This window comes from Ruegeria sp. AF1, assembly GCF_056542125.1.
In genome coordinates, this window is the sequence record NZ_JBQFZG010000002.1 from 160,552 (window position 1) to 176,180 (window position 15,629).

Sequence of the window (15,629 nt, forward strand, 5' to 3'; positions counted from 1 at the left end):
GCAAGCCCCCGGCGCGCGTTCTTGTTTAGTGGAATACCGCGTCGGGGTTATCCAGACTGTCTGATCCTTCAAATTCAATCTGGTCCAGTTCCAGTGCGGTCACGATGCGCTCGATTGTCTTGGTCTGGTCGATCAGGCCGATGACGCCGGCCATGATCAGGGTTTCACCGCCTTCGTTGCCGCGTTCCAGCATTTGGTCATAGGCAAACCCTGCTTCCGCGGTCGATTTGATCCTGCCAAGGGCTTGCATCGTGACGGCCAGTTTCGCTTTCATCTCGGCGTCCAGTTCCGGGTCTGTTGCGTTTACCAATTCGGCCAGTGATGCGCCCGATACAGGTGTTCCATCGATGCGGGTATAGCTGCCCAGATAGACGTTCTGAACGCCCAGCCCATCGTAGTAATGGCTGTTGTGGGTGTTGTCCGAAAAGCAATCATGCTCTTCTTCCGGGTCGTTCAGCATCAGGCCCAGACGCATCCGCTCACCCGCCTGTTCACCGTAGGACAGTGAACCCATACCGGTCAGGATCGCACTGACACCCGCCGTTTCATTTTCCATCAGCGCCGCGCGCGCCGCGCCGCCTTGTTTCCATTGATCGGTCATCCAGGTCAGATCGCTGACCAACAGGTCGGTTGCGGCGCTCAGATACTGGGCACGACGGTCGCAATTGCCACCGGTGCAGGCATCGCCGTTTGCATAATCAGTGGCTGGACGGTTGCCTGCACCTGCCCGGTGGCCATTCATGTCCTGACCCCACAGCAGGAACTCGATAGCGTGGTAGCCGGTTGCGACGTTGGCTTCGATACCATCAGCTTCGTGCAGGGTTTCTCTCAGCAGGGTCGGAGTAATCGTGCTGGCGTCAATGGTTTTGCCCGACAGTTCGAAGCTGGGGTTGGCGATGACATTCAGAACCGCAAATTCGTTCTCATCCGTCGCACCACCATAGGCCGCGTCGACGTAGTCAATCAGACCTTCATCCAGCGGCCAACCGTTTACTTTGCCTTCCCAGTCATCAACGATTGCATTGCCAAAGCGATAAACTTCGGTCTGTTGATAGGGCACACGCGCTGCAACCCATGCTGCCCGTGCCGCAGTCAGAGTCACGTCCGAGGGTTCTGCAATCAGCGCATCGACTGCATCCCGCAAAGCCTTTGCCGCAATCAGGCTGTCGCCATACTTGGCTTCGGCAATATCGGCATAGGTTTCCAGAATATCCGCTTTTGCAGGCACATCCCCTGCAAAAGCAAAAGTGGCTGTCGCAAATGTCAAAGCGCTGGCTGTTGCAAACAACTTGGTCATTGAGGTCATTACTTTCTAGTCAGAACTGTCAGATCAGGCGGGTTTGTTCCCGCGGCGGCTTTCGCTGAAATAACTGAGTTAAAAAGTCAACATTGTCAATCTGAGTTTTTTTATCGGGAAATGGAGTTGCTGGCCTGGTGGTCACCATCCCCATATCTGACGAGGTCTTGATCCGGCGGATGACATTGTGCGGTACATGTTTCCGGCTAAAATCAGCCAAGTGATTCTTTGTAGGTGGTTTGTGGTTCATGAAGCGCGTGGTTCTGGCCTTGTTCCTGTTTCCTGCGGCACTTGCGGCGCAAGCAACGCAGATTTCCACGCCTCATCACCATGGTTCGGGCCAGATCGATATCGTGTTTTCTGACACCGGGTTCGCCTTGGCGCTGAGGGTGCCAAGCATGGACATCGTCGGGTTTGAATCCCCGGTTGAAAACGATGACAACCGCACGCGTGTGGCCATAGCAATGTCGGAACTTTCCGACCCGCTAGACCTGTTCGTAACCCCGCCCGAAGCTGGGTGCTCTACGGTGACCGCCCATGTGGTTTTGACATACGGCATCACACAGCAGAAAGGTGAGGCGAACGCAGTCACAGGCTCCACAACGGCAGAGAGTCACTCGGAGTTTCAGGCAGACTATGTCATTCAGTGTCAAGATATGGGTGGGCTGAACATGATCGAGTTCGCCTATTTCGCGCGGTTCAGTGGGACTGACCAGCTGAACATCCACTTGAATACGAGCGGGGTTCAGGACGCTGTCGAAATTACACGCGCGGCACCATATCTCGATCTTCGGCCGGATCGATGAGCGCTGAAATTCAAGGAGAAACCAGAAGTGGTGTTTTAGTTCGATGGTCGGGGGGATTTTGGTAGCGGAGGAGGGACTTGAACCCCCGACACGCGGATTATGATTCCGCTGCTCTAACCAACTGAGCTACTCCGCCGTGAGTGAGAGGCGATGTAAGCGAGGGGCCGGGGAGGGTCAAGAGGGAAATCGCCCTAACCGGGGAATTCTTTCACGGGCTCTGTCACCGGGTCCTGCAAGGGCGTCTGACGGAATATCGTGGCGTCCACCATCCTGCGGATAAACGCGGCGCATATCTCCGGTTCTGTGATCAGGATCATATGACCCAGACCGTCAAGCTCTTCATAGCTCAGACCATATTTGGCCATCGGCGGTCCGTGAAGGGCAGGGGACAGAAGCGCGTCCTGACTTCCATACAATATCCCGCCGGGGACCGACAGCTCGGGGTATCTGGCCACCAGCACATCGCAGCTGGCATCCAACCCGATAACGTCCTGCGAGGCCGTGACAAAGGCCGACGGGCGCAGCCCTAGCGCACCACCCGCACGGTCCAGAAAGTCATTTGGAGGGGTTTCAGGGTCAAATGCCACACCCAGACTGTGCGGTGCTGTTTTTGAGGCCATGGGAACCGCAATCGTGTTGGCAATCAGGCTGCGCAGCCATTTGGTCCGGATCTCGAGCGGTTTGAAGATCACCGGTGTTTCAGGCAGCCTGTGCGTCAGTGGCGCCAGCAGAGCGAGGCCGGATACCCGCTCGGGGTGGTCTAAAGCCAGCGCCAGCGACACCGCACCGCCCAGTGAATGCCCGACCAGCACGGCCTGATTCACGCCTTTGGTTTCAAGAAACTCAGCTATCATCGCGGCCTGCTGCGGCAATTGTGCGAGTTCTGCCGTATCCCGGGTTGAATATCCACAACCGGGGCGATCCAACGCGATGACGTGGTAATCCTCGGCCAGTTGATCCGCCAACGCGTAGGTAAAATGCTGTAACTGCCCAGCCAGGCCATGAATCAGAACAACCGTCTGCGCGTCCGGATTGCCCATTTCCACATAGTGGATGCAGCCGCCCTGCACGGGCACGATCTGGCCCATCTGCGGCACGGTTTTAAGCCCCTGACGGGTTATCCGCCGGGTCCACAGGGCCATGGCCAGAAGAAAGACGGCAATGGCCGTAACCACGCTAAGAATAAATGTCATCTAGCTGTCTCCGGTCCTAACGGGGTTGTATTGCTCCAATCCTGATTGTGCCATGCGTTTCTGAAACTCGGCAACTGTTCCGGGCCAAAGCGTCGTGTTTTGCCCTTCCGCATCAATGTACCAGGATGTACAGCCTCCGATCTGCCAGACACTGTCCGCGTGGCGGTCATGCATTTCCTGCGTAAAGGCCGCCTGTTTCACCGCATCGGGAGTGATCACCGACAGTTCCTTGCGTTGCATCTCGATTAGAACCCGGCCGATATGCCCGACCTGAGCTTCAATCATCAGCACGACCGAATTATGCCCCAACCCGGTATGAGGCCCCAGAAGGATGAAAAAGTTGGGAAAACCGGCTATCGCTGTACCCAGATGTGCACACATCCCATTCGCCCAGGCCGACCGCAGCGTTAGCCCATCTGTGCCGGTGATATCCAACCTTTCTACGACATTGGTGACCTGAAACCCGGTACCCCAGATCAGCGCGTCTGCCTCTGTCCTGGTGCCATCTGTCGCCAGGATGCTGTTTCCATCGATACTGGCCACGCCGTGCGGAATGACGCTGACATTGTCGCGGGCCAGGGCCGGATACCAGTCATTTGAACTGAGAATGCGTTTGCACCCAATTCGATAGTCCGGGGTCAGAATGCGCCGATCTTTGGGGTCCGCAATCGCGCCTTCCAGCGACTTGCGCCACATTTTTAGGGCAAAGTTCATCGCGCGTTCCTCGCCCCTGAACACGCGGTGACGGAACTCGAAGAACATGAAAATCAGTTTGCGCCGGATGCGGGGAAGCAGGGGAAAGTAGGCATAAAGTTTGCGCACCCATGGCGCGATCGGGCCGTCAGGGCGCGGCATAACGTAAGGCGCGCTGCGCTGAAAAACGGTGACGTGGCGCGCAATCTTGGCAATCTCGGGCACGAACTGAACGGCTGACGCCCCGGTGCCGACAACGGCCACATGCTTTCCGGTCAGATCGACAGTGTGATCCCATTCGGCCGAATGAAAACAGGGGCCGGGAAAGCTGTCGGTGCCGGGAATGTCCGGAATGCTGGGATGATGCAGCGCGCCAATGGCCGAGACCAGAAACTTGGCTGACCAGATCTGGCCATCCGTGGTTTCAACCTGCCAATGCGTGCCATCCCATCTCGCCGATTTCAACTTCTGCCCAAAATGGCAAAGATCATACAATCCTTCCTGATGCGCGACATTTTGCAGATATTCCTGTATCTCTGCGCCACCGGCATAGGCGCGACTCCAGTACGGATTAGGGTGGGTCGCCATGGAATACAGATGTGAAGGCACATCGCAGGCGACGCCAGGATAGGTGTTCTCGCGCCACGTGCCACCGATATCTTCAGCCTTTTCCAGAATGGCGATATCTTTGATGCCGTGTTTGCGTGCCTCAAGCGCCATCGTCAGCCCTGAGAACCCGGCACCGATGATCAGCATCTCTGTCGTGTGGTGCATTGAAGCGCCCCTCCTGAAACAACTTTATGGATATCTGTTGCAGATGTCTGCACGTGATTGGCAGTGAAGTAGGTCACACAAGATAAAATGACCGAACGACCTTACGTGAACAGGCGCGGCGAAAAACCGTCATCAGGGCGGTGTCGCTTCCTGCAAACACATATCGCAATCAGAGAGGTGAACGCGGCGTATTTCCGTCAGTCTGATTCAAAACAGGAGGATTGCCCCTTGTCGACCCGTACTCTTGCACGTGCCGGTGGGCGTTCCGCGCGCCGCGCTCTTCGCACCGCGCCGAACTTTGACATGCTGCCGGGTTTGACCCGCGGCATCCCGCATTGCGAAGTTATGAACGGAAGCCAGGTTGAGCTTATCGACAAGGCCGCCATGAATATTCTGGAGAACGTTGGTGTCCAGTTTCGCGATCCGACCGCAGTGGAAGACTGGAAGAAAGCGGGCGCGAAGGTTGACGGAGAGCTGGTCTTTCTGGACCGCAACATGGTGCGCGAGCTGATCGCGACCATTCCGGCGCAATTCACCTATCACGCACGCGATCCGCAAAAGAACCTCGCTCTCGGCGGCAAGCACTCGATCTTCGTGCCGATGACCGGCGCGCCATTTCTGCGTGATCTTGACGACGTGCGCCGGAACCCGACGCTGGACGATCTGGCGATGTTTCATAAACTGTCGCACATGATGCCCGCACTGCACAGTTCGGCCCATCATATCGTCGAACCTTACGATCACCCGATCAGCCAGCGGCACCTGCGCATCACTTATTCGTCGATGAAATACTCGGACAAAACCTTCATGGGAATGACCACCTCGCCCAAGAATGCCGAAGACGTGATGGACATGTGCGATATCCTTTTCGGCGAAGGGTTCATTGATGACCACCCGGTTACAACGGGCAACTGCAATGGCAACAGCCCGCTGGTCTGGGATGAAACCATGCTGGGTGCAATGCGCGCCTTCTGCCGCCGGAATCAGCCGGTTTTGTGCTCGCCCTTCGTTCTGGGCGGTGCCAATACGCCCGCATCGGTACCCGCAACCGTGGCACAGCTGACCGCTGAGGCGCTTTCGGCGCTGGCTTATACGCAGGTGATCCGCAAGGGCTGTCCGGCGATTTGGGGGCACTATCTGTCAACCGTTTCGATGAAATCCGGTGCGCCGATGGCAGGGACGCCTGAAATCAGTCTGATGAATTTCATGATTGGTCAGATGGCGCGCTTTTACGATGTGCCATGGCGCACCTCGAACACGCTGGGCGGGGCCAAGACGTTTGACGCGCAGGCCGGGTACGAATCCGCGACAACTCTGGGCGCTGTTCTGCATGCAGGGGCCCACTACATCTGGCATTCGGCAGGCTGGAACGAGGCGGGGATGCATTGTTCGGTCGCCAAGTTTGTTGTGGACGCGGAACAATGCGCGATGGCCTATCGGATGGCGGAGGGGCCTAAATGGCATGATTTTGACGAAGCCTTGGCCGCAATTCCGGATGTGGGTCCCGGCGGGCACTATCTGGGGCATCCGCACACCCAGGAGAATTTTCAGACGGCTTTTTTCATGCCCGAACTGTTTGACAACAACTCGATCGAACAATGGGTGGCGGAAGGCGAAGTTGAAATCACCGAACGCGCCCTGATCTACGCGAGGAAGCTTTTGGCTGAGTATCAGGAACCCAAGCTGGATGAGGCCAAGAACGACGCCCTTCTGGACTATATCGCCCGCCGCGAGAGGGAAATTCCGGCCGCGGATGAGTTGAACCAGACTTCTTGACGGACAAGTTCATTCTTTGCCGGATCGCCACTCTTTCCAGATCAGATAACTGTTGGCGGCAAGCGAGGCGAATGGCTCGGGCGGCAAACGCGGCAAGTCCGGCTGCGCCAGAAAATGATCGGCGATGACAGACCGACGGTCCAGCACCAGTTCAGCGATGCCCATGCCTTGCAGTGTTCCCCGTGCGATGCCCAGACCGTTCTGGCAACAGGCAGAGTAGACACCGTCCTCAAGCTCACCGAACGCGGCTGATCCATTGCGGCTGAGGCAAAGCATCCCGGCCCAGCGATGTTCCATCTGCACATCCGGCAGATGCGGGAAGCGTTCCCTGAACTTTCTGTCATGCACCCAGCCTGCATTGCGCAGTCGCATTGGACTGGTCTCGATTGTTGGATGAAAGCTGGAGCAGGTGCGGATCAGGATGCGATCCCCATAGCTGCCGGAAATGCGCCGTACTGACGTCCCCATCGGGTTCGCTGGCGTCACCGACCAGCGCGACTTCCCGCCCAGTGTCTTGATCTGCGCCTCGTTCAGCGGGGCTGTGAGCGAGGCGTAAAGGCAAATGTGCATCAATTGCCGCTGGTAGAACCCAAAGCTCTCCAGGTGGCCGTTATTGGCCAGAATGATCCGCCCGGTGCTCACCTTGGCCTTGTTGGTGCTGACCACCCAGCCTGCGCCTTGTTGTTCCAAACAGGTGACGGGTGAATGCTCGAATACTTCGATTTGCCCGGCCAGACGGGCGGACAGCGCTCGCACATATGCCGCCGGCTGAATCATCACTGTCCCCGGCGCATAAAGCCCCGAGGTATAGTGCGGGCTGCCCGTGACCTCTTGCATCTGCTGCTGATCTAAAAGCTTATGCGGCTCGTCCAGTTTGGTCAGATGCGCGGCAAAGGCGCGGTTATACGCGTCGCCCGCTTTGGTGGCGGCTGCATTGTATTTGCCGCAGGGGTCGAACATTTCCTGTGGCAGCCCGCAATCGGAGGCCACTTCGGTCGCAAAGGCAATGGCCTTGCGGTTCAGCGCAATGATGGCGCGATCCGCGTCCGACCCCTTGCCTGCGTAGTTGTCCGAGGCCAAGTCATGGGGCAGGTCGATCATGAACCCAGAATTCCGGCCTGCCGAGCTCTCCGCGAAACGACCGGCTTCCAGCAGAACGATTTTCAGAGAAGGATCCAATTGATGCAGCCGCCGCGCCGCGCTGAGCCCGGCAAACCCGCCACCAACTATTGTGATATCCGCGGTCAGGTCCCGTTCCAGCACCGCCAGAGGTGTTTGGGGCGGCAGAATCGTATTCCATCCCGACGGGCCTGTCTGCCGGGGTAGCCTTTTGGCGTCGTGTCGGCTCAACCGACGGCCTCATCCGCGTCATCGGCCAGATCGATCCAGATGGTTTTCAACTGTGTGTACTGGTCATGAGCATGGATCGAGTTATCACGGCCACCAAATCCCGATTGCTTGTAGCCACCGAAAGGTGTCGTGATGTCACCTTCGCCGAAGCTGTTCACTGTCACGGTGCCTGCGCGGATCATCCGCGCACCACGAATGGCACGTTTGACATTGGCCGTAAAGATTGAGGCGCACAAGCCATAGTCGGTGTCGTTCGCGATCTGGATCGCTTCATCAAAGCCCGAGACTTCAATTACCGACAAGACAGGGCCAAAGATTTCCTCGCGCGCCAAAGCAGCGTCATTGCCGGGCACTTCGACCACGGTGGCCTCGACAAACCCGTTGTCCGCTTTGCCACCGATCACAACGTTCTCGGCCTGATCCAGATAGCCACAAACCTTGGTGTAGTGGTCTTCGCTCACCAGTGCGCCCATGCGGGTTTCGGGGTCGAGCGGGTCGCCGATGTTCCATTGTTTGGCGTGATGCGCGATGCGCTCCAGCAGCTCAGCCTTCACTTTCTTATGCACGATCAGGCGTGACGAGGCCGAGCAGTTCTCACCCATGTTCCAGAATGCGCCATTGACGATATGCGCCGCCACACGGTCGAGGTTTTCGGCATCCTCCATGACGATAGCAGGGTTCTTGCCCCCCATCTCCAACACCACCTCTTTGGCGTTGCTTTCTGCCGAATAGGTCAGAAAACGTTTGCCGGTCACGGTTGAGCCTGTGAAGGACACCATGTCGATATCCATGTGCCGCCCAATGGGTTCGCCCACCTCGGCCCCGCCACCGGGAACGATGTTCAAGACACCGCGCGGCAAGCCGGCCTCCATCGCCAATTCGGCAAGGCGCAGGGCCGTCAAAGTGGTTTCCATCGCCGGTTTTACAACAACAGAACAGCCTGCCGCCAGCGCTGGCCCGATCTTCCATGCCAACATCAGCAGCGGAAAATTCCACGGCAGCACCAGACCCACAACGCCGATTGGCTCGCGCACCACCATGGCGATGTGATCGTCGCTGGCGGGCGAAACCTGATCGTAAATCTTGTCAATCGCCTCAGCGTGCCACTTCAGGCAGTGGATTGTCTCAAGCACATCAACAGTTTCGCAGTCGTAGATGGTCTTGCCACTGTCGATACTCTCCATTACCGCCAGTTCACGGGCGCTGCGAGCCATCAGTTTGGCCAGCCGGATCAGCACATCCTTGCGCTCGGCGGGGTGCAGTTTGGACCAGCGGCCATCGTCGAACGCCTCACGAGCTTTCTTGACGGCAAAGTCCACATCCTCCGCGCCACAGGATGCGATATCGGCCAGCTTTTCACCGGTTGCAGGGTTCTCTGTCGCAAAGGTCTGGCCCGAAACCGCCGGACGAAACGCGCCGTCGATAAAGGCGCCTGTCGGCAGGCTCAGACCTGCGGCGATGGATTTGTACTCGTCCTGTGTCAGCAGATCCATGTTTGTCACCCCTCAGCCACGATGTCGGCGATTGTCTTTCTCAGCACGCGCGTCACCTGTTCTAGCGCGCGCTTGTCATCTTTGTTCAGGCCCTTCAGCGGAGGCCGCATGATACCCGCGTCGATCCCGTTCATGGTGACGCCATGCTTGATGGTCTGGATAAACTTGCCGCCCTGTTCCAGCACCCGCATCAGCGGCATCATCGCTGACATGATCCGACGCCCCTTGGCAAAGTTGCCTTCGATCACGCAGGCCTGATACAGCGCCACATGTTCCGCTGGCAGGAAGTTCGAACCGCCGCAGACCCAGAATGGTGCGCCCCAGGCGAAAAACTCCAGTGCCTGATCGTCCATGCCACAGCCCAGCTGGATATGCGGATAATCCCGGGCCAACAGATGCACCCGGTTGATATCGCCCGAGCTTTCCTTGATGCCGCAGAAATTTCGGCTACGACCTACGCGGTCAAGGAACTCTTCTCCCATCATTGTGCCGGTACGGTGCGGATAGTTGTACAGCATCACCGGCAGGTCGGCGGCCTTGTCGATGGCCAGTGCATTCAGCGCGTTTTCGCGATCCGTCGGCACCGAGTAGGGCGGGCTGGCCAATAGGATGGCGTCCGCGCCGATATCGCGCGCGCCAGCGGCCAGTGCAATCGAGTCCGAAGTCAGCATCGCGCCCGTGCCAACGACCAAGGGCAACCGCCCTTTCAGTTGCTTATGCGTGAATTTGGCCAGTTCCAGCCGCTCCGGCACGGTCTGGGCATAATTCTCACCCGTGGATCCGCCGGAAATCAGGCCGTGCACACCATTTTCGATCAGGTATTCGATCACGTCGGACAGGGTGTCCCAGTTCACGCTGCCATCGTCGTGATAGGGGGTGACCACAGGAGTATAAATTCCTTCGAACTTGAAAATCGGGTTCATTTCGTCCTCATGCGGGCTTCGAAAGTGGCGGGATACCCATTGCGACATCCAGTGCGTCAGGCATCACGAACATCCCGATCTGATCCCGGGACAGGTTCCAGTGATCCTCGGCCAGTTTCGCCGCTGCAGCTTCATCGCGTGCCTCGATGGCTGCGATGATCGCGTCATGCTGTTGGCTGGCCAGCGACAGGTTTTCCGACATTTCAACTGTCTGCGGCCGATAAAACGTCATGCCAATCCGTGCATGATCGATCAGCAGCCGGTTGAATGACGGAAGCAGGTAGACATTGCCGGACATCTCTCCGGTCACGTCATGAAAACGGTTGTTGGCAAGTGCGCGATCCTCGACCGACCCTGAACTAAGGGCAGCTTTGAACGCGTGCTGAGCCGCTTTCAATTCTTCGATTTGCGCGTTAGTCGCGTTCACTGCCGCCAGACGCAGGATGGCCCCGTAGACCATCGGCGCGGCAAGGAAGAAATCGCGCAGTGTGGTGTAGGACATTTCCGAAACACGGGCGCTGCGGTTTTTTCGCAGATCCAGATAGCCTTCGCCTGCCAATTGACGAAACACCTCACGCAGAGGCGTGCGCGACAGGCCGAATTCATCGGACAAATGCGCCTCATCCAGATCGTCACCTGGACGAAGGCGCAGCGTCAGGATGGACATCTTCAGGTGTTCTCTGAGCGCATTTTTGCGCGACTTGGCTTCGTCTTTCATCCTTTGGCCTCACTATGTCCTCTGGCTGCCGTGTCCGAATCGCGGTGGTCGTATTTTTGTATTTCTAAAAAATACAACTTGTATACAAAAAAATCTCGTGCAGCATGGGTGTCTGCAAAATAGACTCACGCTTGGGCGTCGGCCCAGTTTGGAAATGGTCCTGCTCATGCTTCAGACGCAGCACTTCGCCTTCATCCTTGTCGAGGAGTTTTCGCACCTCGCCTTTTCCTGTGCGGTCGAACCGCTGAGGATCGCCAACCTAGTGAGTGGCGATGAGCTGTATCGCTGGTCTTTTGTATCCGAACAGGGCGAGCAGGCCGTGTCTTCCAATGGATCCGTCACTCTTGTGCATTCCGGACTTGAGGAACTGCCCAAGTGCGATCAACTCTTTGTTTTGTCGGGCATTCACATGCGTGACCACGTGACTCGTTCCCTTCTGGCTGCACTGCGGCGCGAACGCGCGCGCGGAACGCGGATCGGGGCATTGTGTTCCGGGGCGTGGTTGCTGGCCGAGGCCGGGTTCCTCAATGGTATGCAGGCGGCGATCCATTGGGAGTACCACGACGCATTCATGGAGGCGTTTCCGGATGTCAATCTGGTGCGCAGCGTCTTTGTCGCCGACGAAAAACACATTACCGCATCAGGTGGAACCGCGACCGCAGACCTGATGCTGCATCTGATCGAACGCGACCATGGCGAAGAACTGGCCACTGATGTTGCGGATCAGATGGTCTATAACACTGTGCGTAATGCGACCGCCAAGCAGCGCGTCTCGCTGCAATCGCGCAATGGAATGCGCAATGCCCATCTGGCAAAAGCGATAGATATTATGCAGGACAGTCTCGAAACTCCTGTCTCACCATCCTTCATTGCCGGTGTTTTGGGTATTTCCACCCGTCAACTGGAACGGTTGTTCGGCAAATACCTTAATACTTCCCCCAAAAGATACTTTATGGAGATGCGGCTGGAACGGGCTCGGAAACTGCTATTGCAAACCGAGGCGTCGGTTACCGAAGTCGCCGTGGCCTGCGGCTTCGAAAATCCGGGGCATTTCTCTCGGGTATACCGATCCAGTTTTGGCATCACACCCCACGCGCAGCGCAACAAGATCAACTGAAGAAAGATGAGTTGCTGGTTCGCGCTTACCGGCGGGGGTGCCGCGATCTGTTGGCCTCGAATTGGCCCGATCTGGCACCCCCTGATCCTGCCGGGATACCCCCTCGTTAAAAACTGGACTAGTCAACAGACCGGCAGGATTACCCACCAATAAATCTCGATATAGGCATAAGTATATCAAGAACTTGTCATCCAGAGATTTGTTGTGCCCTGTTTCGTTAATCTACTGTTAATTTAAGGCTCAAGTTGAGGCTTTGATTGTGGGTAATCTGCAATATCGACGTGCGGTCGCCGCAATCTGTTCAAGCTGATGGCGTTTCGAGATTTGGGTCAGGTCCCAGTGGTTTCCGAAAGGAATCTGTTTCACGGTTCAAATCAAGTAGTGAACATACCATAAGGGTTTGGTCGACCAACGCTCGGACGACGCGCCTGCCGATCATCTTGGAAGGCAAGAAAACGAACAAATCCTATTTCTGTTAGAATCTAGACAGCATTCGACGAGCAATTTTGCAGTTTGTGAGGAAACCCAGATCAAGCTTGCTCGCCGTTGGAATACGCCTTCGAGGCCGTAGATTGTACGTATCTGGCATGGCGCGCTGACGACGCTGATATCCTGTGCGACCAGAAGCGATCGGGATCCGTCAGTCCAGATGATAGGACAGAAACCGTTCTGTCCTGCCGGCACTATACCCCCACTGTGCTTTGACACCGAAAACTTCTGAAACGGTTTGCAAAGACAAGGCTTGTTTGGGCGGGCCAAGAGAAACCAGCTGTCCTTTTGATAAAACAGCCACGCGATCACAAGCCATTGCCTGATTCAGATCGTGCAGTGCCATCACCGTTGTCACTTTTAGAATTCGAACACAGTCCAGGATCGACAGTTGGTGATGTATGTCCAGATGGTTGGTCGGTTCGTCCAAAAGCAAAAGGCCCGGTTGCTGCGCCAAAGCCCGCGCGATGTGCAGCCGCTGGCGCTCTCCTCCAGACAATGTTGCCCATTCTCTGTGTGCCATATCGGCCATTTCCACAGTTTGCAGGGCTTTGTCGACTTGCCTGGTATCTTCGGCGCGCCAGGGCCGTAAGGCCGACAGCCAGGGCGTGCGGCCCAGCTCGACCACGGACCGTGCAGTTACGCGTTCGGCTGTATCAGCCTGTTGTTCAACAATGGCAATCCGTTGGGCAATCTGTCTGCGCGACAAATGCGAAACGGGATGGCCCGCTATGACGACTTTTCCCGAAACCGGACGTGCCAAACCCGCCAACAGGCGCATCAGAGTTGATTTGCCCGAACCGTTGGGTCCGACTAAAGCCAGTGTTTCGCCGGGCTCCACAACAAACGATACGTCTGACAGCAAAGTCTTGCCGCGAACCGAAAATGTCAGGTTTTGCGCCTCGATCTTCATTGGGCGTTCCTCTGGCCGCGCACCAGAATTACGGCAAAGGCAGGCGCACCGATCAGGGCGGTAACCACCCCAATCGGCAGAACCTGACCCGGGATGATGATGCGCGACACGATATCGGCGCCGATCAGGAAGACCGCTCCGATCAAGGCGGCCGTTGGGATAAGCCTGCGATGCCCCGGTCCTACAAGGAACCGGGCAGCATGAGGGATGACCAGCCCGACAAAGCCGATGGACCCGACGATCGAAACCATGACCGCTGTTGTCAGCGCGGTGGCGAAGATCAGGGTTGCCTGCACCCGCCGCACCGGTATGCCCAGCGAGGCCGCTGAATCAGTGCCGAAAATAAATGCGTCCAAAGCTCTGGCGTGAAAGCGGCAAATAAGCCAGCCGGCAAAGGCCACCGGAATGGCCAGATATACATCCGGCCAGCGCACGCCGCTGAGGTTTCCCATCAGCCAGAACATGATCCCGCGCGCCTGATCGGCATTGGCGGATTTGGCGATGATGAAGGCCGTTAGCGCATTGAACAACTGAGACCCGGCAATTCCCGCCAAAACGATTTGCGCCGTCGCAGCCCGCCCGCCGCCTGCGCCGGAGGCTCGGGCCAGCAACGCGACAAAACCGAAAGCCAAAAGCGCGCCATTGAACGCGCCAAAAGACAGCGACAAAGCTCCCCCGCCCAAACCAGCGATGGTAACAGCCACGGCACCCGTCGAGGCCCCGGCAGAAATGCCCAAAATATAAGGGTCAGCCAACGGGTTTCGCAGCAATGCCTGCAACACGACCCCTGCGACAGCCAGACCGGCACCGCAGGACGCAGCGACCAGAGCGCGAGGAATCCGGTAGCTCCAGATAATACCCTGATCAATTGGGTCGACGGGCAGGTCCGCTCCGGCCAGCTTGTTGACCAGAACGGAGAGAACCAAATCGGGCGACAACGAGGTTTCCCCGATCATCGCGCCCGCAAGGACCGCCGCAATCAACAGTGGCACAGTTAGGCACGCGGCCTTGAAACCCTGCCGAAAGATTGCGGCGACCTCGTTCACAAGTTGTTTCCGATGGTATCCAGCTTCTCGGCCAGATCCTCCAGTGCCGGGATTGCGCGGATGGTGGCGTCCATGGCCTGCGCATCCATAACGACAATCCGGTCATTCTTGACCGCATCCATCTGGCTGGTCACCGGATCAGCGCGCAGGAACTCCAGCTTTTTCAGGTAGTCGTCCGCAGCAAAGCGACGGCGGTCCATCTTGGCAATCACGATCACCGTCGGATTGGCCTTGGCAATGGTTTCCCAGCCCACTGTTGGCCATTCTTCATCCGTCTCGACGACGTTGCGGATGCCCAATGTGCTCATCATGTATCCCGGTGCGCCCTTCTGCCCGGCCACAAACGGATCGCTTTCCATTTCAGGAGAGGAAAACCAGAATACGGCGGACACATCGTCCAGCTTCACGGCTTGCGCCTTGGCGACGGCTGCGGCTTCACGGGCCTTGTACTCGGCAACCAGGTCCGTGCCGCGTTCGGACACATCAAAGGCTGCCGCCAGTTCTTCGATACCCTGATACAGCGTATCGGTCGAGAACGCTTGCAGGCGGGTGCCATCGCCGCCGACCGTATTGTCTTTGCCGACGCAATCCGCAGGCATCACGTAAGTTGGAATACCCAGTTCGTGAAATTGCTCACGCGTGGCGACGATGCCCTCGGGTCCGACATGCCATTCATATTGCGCTGCGACCAGTCCCGGCCGCTTGGCAACAACGCTTTCAAAGCTGGGATCATTGTCTGCCAGACGCTCTACCTTGGCATTCACCTCGGCATATTCAGGCAGCACCTCGTTGAACCAGACCGAAGTTCCAAGAACCTGCTCACTCAGACCCAGCGCATAAAGCACCTCGGTCGCGGCTTGGCCGACCGTGACTGACGACGTCACTGGCGCGTCAAACGTGACCGAGTGACCGCAGTTTTCGATGGTTAAGGGAAAGTTTCCTTCGGCGGCAGCGCTGGTAGCCAGCAAGGAAAGGCCAATCAGGCCAGTGCGTAGAAACATGACAATCGATCTCCATGTGTCAATGACCAGAGAACGGGTG

General features: G+C 57.3%; 13 protein-coding genes, 1 tRNA gene and 1 pseudogene. 3 read left to right on the plus strand and 12 right to left on the minus strand.

Annotated elements, in window-relative coordinates:
* Positions 1-25: 25 nt before the first annotated feature.
* Together ACR0BK_RS05340 and ACR0BK_RS05345 are read right to left on the minus strand one after the other, a co-directional pair.
* Positions 26-1,297, minus strand: a complete 1,272-nt coding sequence (locus ACR0BK_RS05340; RefSeq protein WP_480553990.1) for an imelysin family protein — start codon at positions 1,295-1,297, stop codon at positions 26-28.
* A gap of 28 nt (positions 1,298-1,325) precedes the next feature.
* Entirely contained in the window at positions 1,326-1,547 is a 222-nt protein-coding gene (locus tag ACR0BK_RS05345) for a hypothetical protein (RefSeq protein WP_480553991.1), read from the minus strand.
* Between ACR0BK_RS05345 and ACR0BK_RS05350 the strand changes: the two genes are divergently transcribed.
* Entirely contained in the window at positions 1,546-2,103 is a 558-nt protein-coding gene (locus ACR0BK_RS05350) for a ZrgA family zinc uptake protein (protein ID WP_480553992.1), read from the plus strand. The genes ACR0BK_RS05345 and ACR0BK_RS05350 overlap by 2 nt on opposite strands.
* Positions 2,104-2,162: 59 nt before the next feature.
* Here the strand turns inward: ACR0BK_RS05350 and ACR0BK_RS05355 are convergent.
* The 3 genes from ACR0BK_RS05355 to ACR0BK_RS05365 all read right to left on the minus strand — a co-directional run bounded on the left by ACR0BK_RS05355 (position 2,163) and on the right by ACR0BK_RS05365 (position 4,763).
* A tRNA-Met gene (locus ACR0BK_RS05355) sits at positions 2,163-2,239 on the minus strand.
* A 55-nt stretch (positions 2,240-2,294) separates the two neighbouring features.
* Positions 2,295-3,296 carry an alpha/beta fold hydrolase gene (locus ACR0BK_RS05360; RefSeq protein WP_480553993.1) on the minus strand — a complete coding sequence of 334 codons (1,002 nt, stop codon included), beginning with the start codon at positions 3,294-3,296 and terminating at the stop codon, positions 2,295-2,297.
* Positions 3,297-4,763, minus strand: coding sequence for a flavin-containing monooxygenase (locus ACR0BK_RS05365; RefSeq protein ID WP_480553994.1), 1,467 nt, complete (start codon positions 4,761-4,763; stop codon positions 3,297-3,299).
* An 87-nt stretch (positions 4,764-4,850) separates the two neighbouring features.
* On the opposite strand from ACR0BK_RS05365, the gene ACR0BK_RS05370 reads away from it, so the two are divergent.
* A complete protein-coding gene (locus tag ACR0BK_RS05370; RefSeq protein WP_480553995.1) occupies positions 4,851-6,539 on the plus strand; it encodes a trimethylamine methyltransferase family protein in 1,689 nt (562 codons plus the stop codon).
* Between the two features lie 9 nt (positions 6,540-6,548).
* On the opposite strand, the gene ACR0BK_RS05375 is transcribed toward ACR0BK_RS05370, so the two are convergent.
* From ACR0BK_RS05375 to ACR0BK_RS05390, 4 genes are read right to left on the minus strand one after another with little or no spacing between them, the layout of a single operon-like run.
* Positions 6,549-7,889: an NAD(P)/FAD-dependent oxidoreductase gene (locus tag ACR0BK_RS05375; RefSeq protein WP_480553996.1), complete on the minus strand. Its 1,341-nt coding sequence runs from the start codon at positions 7,887-7,889 to the stop codon at positions 6,549-6,551.
* Positions 7,886-9,382 (minus strand): aldehyde dehydrogenase, encoded by a 1,497-nt coding sequence (locus ACR0BK_RS05380; RefSeq protein WP_480553997.1) that lies wholly within the window; start codon positions 9,380-9,382, stop codon positions 7,886-7,888. The genes ACR0BK_RS05375 and ACR0BK_RS05380 overlap by 4 nt, the downstream gene beginning before the upstream one ends.
* Positions 9,383-9,387: 5 nt before the next feature.
* A complete protein-coding gene (locus ACR0BK_RS05385) occupies positions 9,388-10,305 on the minus strand; it encodes a dihydrodipicolinate synthase family protein (RefSeq protein ID WP_480553998.1) in 918 nt (305 codons plus the stop codon).
* A gap of 7 nt (positions 10,306-10,312) precedes the next feature.
* Positions 10,313-11,023, minus strand: a complete 711-nt coding sequence (locus ACR0BK_RS05390; protein ID WP_480553999.1) for a GntR family transcriptional regulator — start codon at positions 11,021-11,023, stop codon at positions 10,313-10,315.
* 166 nt (positions 11,024-11,189) lie between these two features.
* On the opposite strand from ACR0BK_RS05390, the gene ACR0BK_RS05395 reads away from it, so the two are divergent.
* Positions 11,190-12,140 (plus strand): GlxA family transcriptional regulator, encoded by a 951-nt coding sequence (locus tag ACR0BK_RS05395; RefSeq protein WP_480482085.1) that lies wholly within the window; start codon positions 11,190-11,192, stop codon positions 12,138-12,140.
* An 891-nt stretch (positions 12,141-13,031) separates the two neighbouring features.
* On the opposite strand, the pseudogene ACR0BK_RS05400 reads toward ACR0BK_RS05395, so the two are convergent.
* From ACR0BK_RS05400 to ACR0BK_RS05410, 3 genes and pseudogenes are all read right to left on the minus strand, one after another.
* A pseudogene (locus ACR0BK_RS05400) lies at positions 13,032-13,542 on the minus strand (ABC transporter ATP-binding protein); the annotation flags it as partial.
* Positions 13,539-14,588, minus strand: a complete 1,050-nt coding sequence (locus tag ACR0BK_RS05405; protein WP_480493702.1) for a FecCD family ABC transporter permease — start codon at positions 14,586-14,588, stop codon at positions 13,539-13,541. The gene ACR0BK_RS05405 and the pseudogene ACR0BK_RS05400, both read right to left, overlap by 4 nt.
* A complete protein-coding gene (locus ACR0BK_RS05410) occupies positions 14,585-15,589 on the minus strand; it encodes an ABC transporter substrate-binding protein (RefSeq protein WP_480475675.1) in 1,005 nt (334 codons plus the stop codon). The genes ACR0BK_RS05405 and ACR0BK_RS05410 overlap by 4 nt, the downstream gene beginning before the upstream one ends.
* Positions 15,590-15,629: the final 40 nt, after the last annotated feature.